At 60.5% G+C, this 9650-nt stretch carries 8 protein-coding genes; 3 read left to right on the forward strand and 5 right to left on the reverse strand.

Features of this window, described 5'->3' with window-relative positions; genetic code table 11:
* Nucleotides 1-93 precede the first annotated feature (93 nt).
* The 3 genes from dcd to apbC all read right to left on the reverse strand — a co-directional run bounded on the left by dcd (nt 94) and on the right by apbC (nt 2575).
* On the reverse strand, nt 94-675 hold the full coding sequence (dcd, locus tag MUW49_RS13410; RefSeq protein ID WP_010674732.1) for a dCTP deaminase: 582 nt from the start codon (nt 673-675) through the stop codon (nt 94-96).
* 64 nt (nt 676-739) lie between these two features.
* Nucleotides 740-1384 (reverse strand): uridine kinase, encoded by a 645-nt coding sequence (gene udk, locus MUW49_RS13415; protein ID WP_010674731.1) that lies wholly within the window; start codon nt 1382-1384, stop codon nt 740-742.
* Between the two features lie 108 nt (nt 1385-1492).
* A complete protein-coding gene (apbC, locus tag MUW49_RS13420; protein WP_113978935.1) occupies nt 1493-2575 on the reverse strand; it encodes an iron-sulfur cluster carrier protein ApbC in 1083 nt (360 codons plus the stop codon).
* Between the two features lie 185 nt (nt 2576-2760).
* On the opposite strand from apbC, the gene metG reads away from it, so the two are divergent.
* On the forward strand, nt 2761-4794 hold the full coding sequence (metG, locus tag MUW49_RS13425) for a methionine--tRNA ligase (protein ID WP_113978933.1): 2034 nt from the start codon (nt 2761-2763) through the stop codon (nt 4792-4794).
* A gap of 71 nt (nt 4795-4865) precedes the next feature.
* On the opposite strand, the gene MUW49_RS13430 is transcribed toward metG, so the two are convergent.
* Nucleotides 4866-5600 (reverse strand): CHAD domain-containing protein, encoded by a 735-nt coding sequence (locus MUW49_RS13430; RefSeq protein WP_045524856.1) that lies wholly within the window; start codon nt 5598-5600, stop codon nt 4866-4868.
* A gap of 12 nt (nt 5601-5612) precedes the next feature.
* Nucleotides 5613-5885 carry an acylphosphatase gene (locus tag MUW49_RS13435; protein WP_010674727.1) on the reverse strand — a complete coding sequence of 91 codons (273 nt, stop codon included), beginning with the start codon at nt 5883-5885 and terminating at the stop codon, nt 5613-5615.
* An 85-nt stretch (nt 5886-5970) separates the two neighbouring features.
* Here MUW49_RS13435 and MUW49_RS13440 point away from each other — a divergent pair, with 85 nt between their 5' ends.
* Both MUW49_RS13440 and MUW49_RS13445 read left to right on the forward strand, forming a co-directional pair.
* Entirely contained in the window at nt 5971-7401 is a 1431-nt protein-coding gene (locus MUW49_RS13440) for a methyl-accepting chemotaxis protein (RefSeq protein ID WP_244812882.1), read from the forward strand.
* Between the two features lie 184 nt (nt 7402-7585).
* Nucleotides 7586-8779, forward strand: coding sequence for a class I SAM-dependent methyltransferase (locus MUW49_RS13445; protein WP_039039155.1), 1194 nt, complete (start codon nt 7586-7588; stop codon nt 8777-8779).
* Nucleotides 8780-9650: the final 871 nt, after the last annotated feature.

Consider the following 9650-nt stretch of genomic DNA (forward strand, 5'->3'; position numbering starts at 1 on the left):
TTCAACCCGCTCGGCACGCCCGTTTCCTTTTGTCAGATATAAAAGAGGGTGCCTTGGCACCCTCCTCGATAGACAAGCCGCACGGTGCGGGGATCAATCCTGGTTGATCCGGCTGGCCACAGCCCCTTGCTGACTCTTGTATTTGGCATTTTCCCGTTTGTTGTACGGGCGAGCCGCGGTACCTGACAGCATCTCGAAGTTCAGGGCACCGATCTTCATCTTGGGACGAAGGGCCAGAGGCAACTTGCCGCCGTTGTAAAACTCCAGCACGATGCGACCGGACCAGCCCGGATCGATGCGGTGGGCGGTGACGTGCACCATGAGGCCCAGGCGAGCCAGGGAGGAGCGACCATCCAGCCAGCCGACGATATCGGCGGGCAAGGTAACCGATTCATAGGTCACCGCCAGCGCCAGCTGACCCGGGTGCAGATAGAAGGCTTCACCGTCCGGCACGTGGATCTCCTCGCTCATCACCCGCTCGATGGCATCGGCCATCTCGGCACTGGTACCGCCAAGGTCGATGTAAGGCGCGGTATGATCGCGAAACACCCGAAACTCGTTGCCCAGCAGCACATCGACGCTGACGCCGCTGATCCGCTCAACACCGGGCCGCGGCTCGATGACGATCTTGCCTTCATCCAGGTGCCGTTCGATATCGGTATCACAAAGACGCATTCTGCGACTCTCCTGACAAAAGATTCATTAAAAAAAAACCGGGCATCACCCGGCTTGTTTTCTCTCAACCAATCAACATATGGCGGATACGCGCCTTGAGCATGTCGATGGCGATGCGGTTCTTGCCGCCACGGGGCACGATCACGTCGGCATACTGCTTGGACGGGTCGATGAACTGCATGAACATGGGACGCACAGTCTTCTGATACTGCTTGAGCACGGAGTCCATGGTACGACCGCGCTCCTGCACATCGCGCACCAGACGGCGCAGCAAACAGATGTCGAGCGGGGTATCCATGAAGATGGAGGCGTCCATCAGTTCGCGCAGGCGGCTGTCGGTCAACAGCAGTATCCCTTCGAGGATGATGACACGGCGCGGTGCAAAGGTGGTGACCTCGGTCATGCGCGTGTGCTCGGTATAGGAGTACTGGGGGATGTTGACTGCTTCCCCTTGCGTCAGCTGGGTCAGATGCTGCACCAGCAGATCGTGATCCAGGGCATTGGGGTGGTCATAGTTGGTCTTGACCCGCTCTTCCATGGTCAGGTGGGTCTGATCACGGTAGTAGCAATCCTCGGTGATCACACCAATCTGACCCGCTCCCAGCTCGGCCACCAGCTCTTCATAGATGGTTTGGGCGATAAGACTCTTGCCGGACGCGGATGCACCAGCAATACCGATGATCACGCAGGAATGTTGAGTATCAGACATTGAAAATACCTAAAGAGAAGAGCACTGGGGATTGTTTAAACCGATCCATTATATGAAAAAGGGGTGGCCATGCCCACCCCAAATCCGTCCCCCTTGGCCGAACGCCGATTATTCGTCCAGCGCCACCGTGTAGAGCGGGGTCGCAATCGGTTTTGCGCTGAAATAGAGCTCGGCCCCTACCCGGCGAGCCAGTTTCAGGTAAGTCTGTGACAGCTCGCCATCCGGCGCACCGAACACGGTGGGGCAGCCGTCATCCATGTGCTGGCGAATGTCGATATGCAGCGGCAACTGACCAAGCAGCGCCACGTGATACTGCTCCGCCATCTTCTGGCCACCGCCGGTACCGAACAACGGCTCGTGATGCCCGCAGGCGCTGCAGACGTGGTAACTCATGTTCTCGACGATGCCAAGCACAGGCACATTGACCTTGTTGAACATGGCGATCCCCTTGCGGGCATCTGCCAGCGCCACATCCTGGGGCGTCGTGACGATCACCGCCGCCGTGGTGGGCACCTGCTGGGCCAGCGTCAGCTGGATATCGCCGGTGCCCGGGGGCATGTCCACCACCAGGTAGTCCACCTCGCCCCAGCGGGTCTCGTGCAGGATCTGCCCGAGTGCCTTGCTCGCCATGGGACCGCGCCAGATGGTGGCATCCTGCTCGGCCACCAGATAACCGATGCTGTTGCTCTTGATGCCGCAGGCCATCACCGGCTCCATCAACTTGCCATCAAAGCTGACAGGGCGCTCCTTGAGGGTCCCCGTCATGGTCGGGATGGAGGGGCCATAGATGTCCGCATCCAGCAGGGCGACCCGCGCCCCCTCTTTTTGCAGCGCCAGCGCCAGGTTGACCGCGGTAGTGGACTTGCCCACCCCTCCCTTGCCGGAGGCAACCACCAGGATATTGCGGATCCCCTGCACCGCCGCCAGTTGCTGCGCGCGGGGCATGCTGGCCACGTCTATCTCCCCCGTCCAGTCGATGCGGGTCGCACCGGTTGCGCTGCGCAGCCGGGAATCGAACTCCTCTTTGATCTGTTCAAACAGGGACTGGCCGGCAAAGGGCAGCACCAGCGTGATGGCCAGGGTCTGTTCGTGCCGCTCGACGGAACGCACAAAACCGGCCGCGACCAGATCCTTGCCCCATCCTGCCGGCTTAAATTCGGCCAGGATCTGTTTTACTGAATCAATCACCATTAACTCCCCATTATGTTGTCGTTATGCTGAGGTGAACGGTTACCGCACATAAATCAGTGGCTTGCCGACGTCATCGTGATGCCGCCAGTCAGGGCACCGGGGGCCACAACCCTAGGCAGGCCGCCCCCAATTCGGGTAACATGCACGGCACTGTATCATCCCAACAGGCACATAAAGAACGTATTATGGCAACTGATCCTCGTAGAATGCTGGTAACCTGCGCCCTCCCCTATGCCAACGGCTCCATCCATCTCGGCCACATGCTGGAACACATCCAGGCCGATATCTGGGTTCGTTATCAGCGAATGCGTGGCCATCAGGTGCATTTCGTCTGTGCCGACGATGCCCACGGTACGCCCATCATGCTCAAGGCGCAGCAGATGGGGATCTCGCCGGAAGAGATGATTGCCGCCGTCTCCCAGGAGCACCAGGGGGATTTTGCCGGTTTCAACATCAGCTTCGACAACTACCACTCCACCCACAGCGACGAGAACCGCGAGCTGGCGGGCGTGATCTATGGCCGCCTCAAAGAGTCCGGCAAAATCAAGATCCGCACCATCTCCCAACTGTTCGATCCGGAAAAATCCATGTTCCTGCCGGATCGCTTCGTCAAGGGCACCTGCCCCAAGTGCAAGTCCCCCGATCAGTACGGTGACAACTGCGACGCGTGCGGCGCCACCTACAGCCCGACCGAGCTGATTGATCCGAAATCCGCCGTCTCCGGTGCGACCCCGGTGATGAAGGACTCCGAGCACTTCTTCTTCGACCTGCCCCAGTTCGAAGCCTGGCTCGCCGACTGGGTGCGCGGCTCCGGCGCCATCCAGGAAGAGATGGCCAACAAGATGCAAGAGTGGTTCGAAAGCGGCCTGCAGCAGTGGGACATCACCCGTGACGCCCCCTACTTCGGCTTCGAAATTCCCGGTGCCCCCGGCAAATACTTCTATGTCTGGCTGGACGCCCCCATCGGCTACATGGCGTCGTTCAAGAACCTGTGCAACAAGCGCGGCGACATCGACTTCGACAGCTACTGGAAAGCGGACTCCGACGCCGAGCTCTATCACTTCATCGGCAAGGACATCGCCTACTTCCACTGCCTGTTCTGGCCGGCCATGCTGGAAGGCGCGAACTTCCGCAAGCCGACCAAGGTAAACGTGCACGGCTATGTAACCGTCAACGGCGCCAAGATGTCCAAGTCCAAGGGCACCTTCATCAAGGCGTCCACCTATCTCAAGCACCTGGATCCGGAGTGCCTGCGTTACTACTACGCCGCCAAGCTCAACAGCCGCATCGACGATCTGGACTTGAACCTCGAAGACTTCGTCTCCCGCGTCAACGCCGACGTGGTCAACAAGCTGGTCAACCTGGCCTCTCGCAACGCCGGCTTTATCGCCAAGCGTTTTGACGGCAAGCTGGCCGCCACCTGCGCCGAGCCCGCACTCTACGCCGAGTTTGCCAACGCCAGCACCAGCATCGCCGAAGCCTATGAAGCGCGCGAATTCAGCCGCGCCATCCGCGAGATCATGGCCCTGGCCGACAAGGCCAACCGCTATGTGGACGACAAGGCTCCCTGGGTCATCGCCAAGCAGGAAGGGGCGGATGCCGAGCTGCAAGCCGTCTGCTCCGTCGGCATCAACCTGTTCCGCGTGCTGATGGCCTACTTGAAGCCCGTCATGCCGCAACTGGCCGAGCGCGCCGAAGCCTTCCTCGGCGAGACCCTGACCTGGGACGGCATCGCCGCCCCTCTGGTCGACCACGGCGTCGCCCCCTTCAAGGCGCTCTTCTCCCGCATCGAGTCCGCCAAGGTGGATGCCATGGTGGAAGCGTCCAAGGAAGATCTCGCCAAGGAGCAGAGCAAGAAACCGGCAGGCCCCCTGGTGGACGATCCCATCAGCGAGACCATCACCTACGACGACTTTGCCAAGATTGACCTGCGGGTGGCGCTGATCAAAAAGGCCGAAGCGGTGCCGGAAGCCGAGAAGCTGCTGAAGTTGCAGCTGGACATCGGCGGCGAAACCCGTCAGGTGTTTGCCGGTATCAAGTCTGCCTACAACCCGGAAGATCTGGAAGGCAAGCTGACCGTGATGGTGGCCAACCTGGCCCCGCGCAAGATGCGCTTTGGCATGTCCGAAGGCATGGTGCTGGCGGCAGGTCCAGGTGGCAAGGATCTCTGGATCCTCGAGCCCCAGGAAGGTGCCCAGCCGGGCATGCGCGTGAAGTAATACGCCCCTTCCCGGACAGTCCCAATGAAAAGAGAGGCCAATGGCCTCTCTTTTTTTACCTTGTGGGGTGCTTACTGCCCGCTCTGCAGCAATGCCATGCGAAGGCCGACCAGCTCCGCCTGATGGCAATCCAGTTGCAGTAGTTGGCAGCGGATCTCTGTTTTCAGGGCTCGCCGTTGCTGGCCTCGCCCCGTTTCGCCCCCAAGGCGTCTTAGCCATTGGCGCCTGTCCTGCAATTGCCCAAGCCGCTCCTGCCAGCTCACCAGCATGGACAACCAGGCCGGATCCCCTCCCCCCTGTGCCGTCAGCAGCTCCATCCCGTAGCGCGCCTGTTTCAGCACCAGGCGCAGCCGGTGCCAGCACCGAAGTTTCGCCCTGATGCCCACAGGAAGGGAGGTGGTCTTCGCCAGTGCATCCGACAGTGACAGCGCCAGATGCAGCTGAAACAGCGGCAAGAGATCGACACCGACGGGCACCTCTTCCAGTCGGGCCAGCCAACGGGCAAGCAGGCCGGTCAACAGGGGGACCCGTGGCAAGCGGTTCTGCCGAAGCGAGCCACCATGATGCTGCGCATAGACCTGGGCATCGCGCAGGGCGGAGAGCGTGCCGACGGCACGGGTCAATCGCCGCTCCAGCTCGGGCTCATGAATGAGGGGTCGCCACAGGGCGAGCAGCGCCAGCAGGCGGCGGGCCGCTATCCGGTAGGCATGCACCTCTTCCATCCCCTTGTGCTGGCGCAGTGCCAGGGTCGCCCCCCGATATTGCCCAACGAGCCGGTTGGCCTGCGCAATCCCGCTCTCCCCCATGAACCCTCCCGGCTAGTTGGTATGAAAACCGGTTCCGGTGGGTGGCAACGCCTGGGTGCACTCCATTCGGGTGACGGTGGCGGTTCGGGGCCCGTGCTCAAGCCAGCCCAGCATCATCTGTACCTTCTGTTCGGGACCGGCAATCAGGATTTCCACCGAGCCATCTTCCAGGTTGTAGGCATGCCCCCGCAGCCCCAGTTGCAGCGCCCGCTCCCGGGTGAAGTAGCGAAACCCCACTCCCTGAACCTGACCCCACACCCGCACGACAAACGATTGCTCTCCCATTTATCACACCTTTCCCTTAAGTAATTTTTCCCCGGGGCGATAATGAGCGCGACACTCTCTTCCCCTTGCAGGACGCAATACCATTATGAAAGAAGTAAAGTTTCGGTGGGTTGACCGTTATCTCATTCACCTCACGATCAGCGAGAAATTTCTCATCACCTTCTGGTGCCCCCTGGTGTTCATCGCCTTCCTCACCTGGTATCTGCTGGCCGACGGCCATGATCAGGCGATGCAGCTCAGAGTGGATCAGCTCAAAGGGCGGGCCGAGACCACGGCCCAGCTGGTGAGCCAGCAGCCGACCCTTACCCTGCCCGCGGATCTCGTACTCACGCCTGGCGCCGCCACCGGCCTTAGCCAGCAGGGAGACATCTATCGCTATGGCGCCAGCGCAGGTCAGGCGGGCGTCGTCTCCGGTACCCTGGATACGAGTCACTACGCCCTCTGGGATGGTCAGGGCACCACGCTCACCATCATCGCGGTGCTGGCCGCCCTGCTGGCCCTCATCACCCACTATCTGATGACCTTCGTCTCGGGGGCCCTCTACTCCACCAACAAGGCATTGCAGACGGTGGCGAACGGCGATCTCACCTTCCGGCTCAACTTCTTTCCGGTGCGGGACGAGTTCTCCATTCTGGCGGGCAGTATCGACACCTTCACCGACCGCCAGCACAAGATAGTGCAACTGGTGGAAGAGTCCGCCGATGCCCTTACCCTGGCCGCCGACGAATTTCGCGAGCATGCCAGCGACGGCGAGCAGCTTGCCCGCGCCCAGCGACAGCACATGGACTCCCTGGCCGCCGCCATGGAGCAGATGTCCGCCGCCATCCGGGAAGTGGCCCGCAACGCCAATGACACCCTGCTGCAAACCCGCCAGTCCAGCGACGAGGCGACTCACGGGGCACAGCGGGTGGCACGCACCATCACCGCCATCCGCACCCTGGCGGACGAGATTGGCAATGCCTCGGGCGCGGTCGAACGGTTGACTCACAACGCCAATCGCATCAACGAAGTGGTCAACGTCATCAACGCCATCTCCCAGCAAACCAACCTGCTGGCCCTCAACGCCGCCATCGAGGCCGCCCGGGCTGGTGAACAGGGACGCGGCTTTGCGGTGGTGGCCGACGAGGTGCGCACCCTCGCCAGCCGCACCCAACAGGCCACGGTAGAGATCCAGCAGATGATCGAGGAGCTCCAGGCCGGGACCGGGGCGCTCAACGACATCATGGAGAAGACGGTGGGGCGCGCGGCCGACAGCCAGCAGCTCATCACCGAGGTGGGCATGGACATCGAGCGGCTCAGCAACCACAGCGATGCGGTCCTGGAGATGAGCACCCAGATCGCCACCTCCAGCGAAGAGCAGAGTTCGGTGGCAGAGGAGATCACTCGCAACCTCGACAAGGTGCGCCACGAGGCGAGCCGGGTGGAGGAGTCCGCCAGCGCGGCGGTCGCCGGCACCACCGGCCTCAAGGGAACCGCCAATGAACTCGGTCAGGCGCTCACCGGCCTGCGGATCTGACCCCCTCCGGCAGGCCATCCTCCAGATGGCCTGCCATGTCTGGGCCAGGCGCTGGGGACGTGCTAAACAGCCCGTCCGACCCTGACCGCGTGTGGATGCACGGATCCCGGTAGACGCGGCTTGCGTGCCTACCCTCACAGCCCCTACTATATGCCCCCTTCTTTTCTACCATCGGCAACTACCCATGAGCGCTTCCATCTATCTCGTCAAAGGCCGCGAAAAATCCCTGCTGCGTCGCCACCCCTGGATCTTCTCCAAGGGCATTGAGCGGGTGCAGGGCAACCCCGTTGACGGCGATACCGTCGAGATCTTCACCCATGACGGCAAATGGCTCGCCCGTGGTGCCTGGTCCGGCAGCTCCCAGATCCGTGCCCGGGTCTGGACCTTCGACAAGGATGAGAGCGTCGATCTCGACTTCTTCATCCGTCGCCTCAAATACGCCCAGGAGTCCCGTGACGGGCTCATCAAGCGTCAGGGCCTCACCGGCTATCGCCTCTGCGCCGCCGAATCCGACGGTCTGCCGGGCCTCACCATCGACCGCTACGCCGACTTCCTGGTGTGCCAGATCCTCTCCGCCGGTGCCGAGTTCCAGCGTGAGCTGATAACGCAAGCCCTGCGTACCCTCTACCCCGAGTGCAGCATCTATGAGCGCTCCGACGTGGCCGTGCGCAAGAAGGAAGGGCTGAAGGAGCGCACCGGCGTCATTCATGGCGAGACCCCGACCGACCCCGTGGTGATCGAGGAGAACGGCGGCGTCAAGATCCTGGTCGATATTCGCAACGGTCACAAGACGGGTTTCTATCTGGATCAGCGGGATAACCGCCTTGCCGCAGCGAAATACACTGAAGGCAAGCGGGTGCTCAACTGCTTCTGCTACACCGGCGGTTTCGGGGTCTATGCCCTCCAGGGCGGTGCCAAGGAGGTAGTCAACGTCGATCTCTCCCAGAATGCGCTGGACATCGCCCGCCAGAACGCCGAACTGAACGGTCTCGATACCAGCAACACCCAGTTCGTGCGTCACGACGTCTTCAAGCTCTTGCGCGAATATCGCGAGAAGGGCGAGAAGTTCGATGTCATCGTGCTGGACCCACCCAAGTTTGCCGAGAGCAAGGCCCAGCTGCTGGGCGCCTGCCGCGGCTACAAGGACATCAACATGCTGGCGTTCCAACTGCTGGCGCCGGGTGGCGTGCTCTTGACCTACTCCTGCTCCGGCCTGATGGAGCAGAGCCTGTTCCAGAAGATAGTGGCCGATGCGGCCCTCGATGCCGGTCGCGATGCCCAGATCCTGGAGCTGCTCTCCCAGGCATCTGATCACCCCATCGGTACCGCCTATCCGGAAGGCTTCTACCTCAAGGGGCTGGTGGTGCGCGCCCGCTAAGCCGAGCAGACCAGCGCTGCCCCCCTTGTCCCCGGTTCCAGATCCGGGCCAGGACTGGGTTCTGCTAGTCATCAAAAAGCCCGCGATCGTAGCGCAATGCTGTTCACTTAAGAGAATTTGAGTTCCAGTCCACGTAGTATCAGGGCTAAAAAATGAGGGAGGCATGATGCCTCCCTCTTTCTATTGCAAGCCACGCTGGATAAAGGCTGAAGGAACATCGACTGGAAACAGCCTTGCTCCCCCAACTCAAGTCGCATTTATGAATAATTAGTCAAAAATGTGCTTATCTGAACAGCATTGCGCGATCGTAGCGGGCTTTTTTTATGCAGCGCCAAAGAGACAACCTCCCCCCGACTTTGCCACCAACAGCGATTGCGGCCCCCATCCCTCCTCTTCGACTGACGACTGCCATCTTCAATCAAAGGTTGCCGCATCGTTAACCCGATTCTCATCTCTCTTTCACTACACAACCCACCAGCAGAGACATGCCCGGCATTTTTTTATGCAAAAGCATGAAATATTACGCATCAACATTCAAAAATCCTCGGGGAAATATCAGCCATAAACGCATACCCACTCATTTGAATGAATATTGCTGTTTTCCCCTGCAATGGATCACGCCATGCCCCTGTCCGCCTCGCACATTGCCTGGGACGACAATACTCGCCCACCACAAGTCATCCCGCTCAATCACGCGCCGGCGCGCCCAGCGGGAAGTAGTGTCGAAACATGTACAGGATCTTTAGCTACAACCAATTGAAATAGATAGAAAAAAGGCTTCGTTTGTGATCTGATTTAATCGCAAAAAAAAACCGACACACCCGAAGCCATGACTATTATCAATGCAACCCAGTACCTCAAGCAACTTCTT

The organism is Aeromonas sp. LsrichE-8G (genome assembly GCF_022869435.1).
Lineage (GTDB): Bacteria > Pseudomonadota > Gammaproteobacteria > Enterobacterales > Aeromonadaceae > Aeromonas > Aeromonas caviae.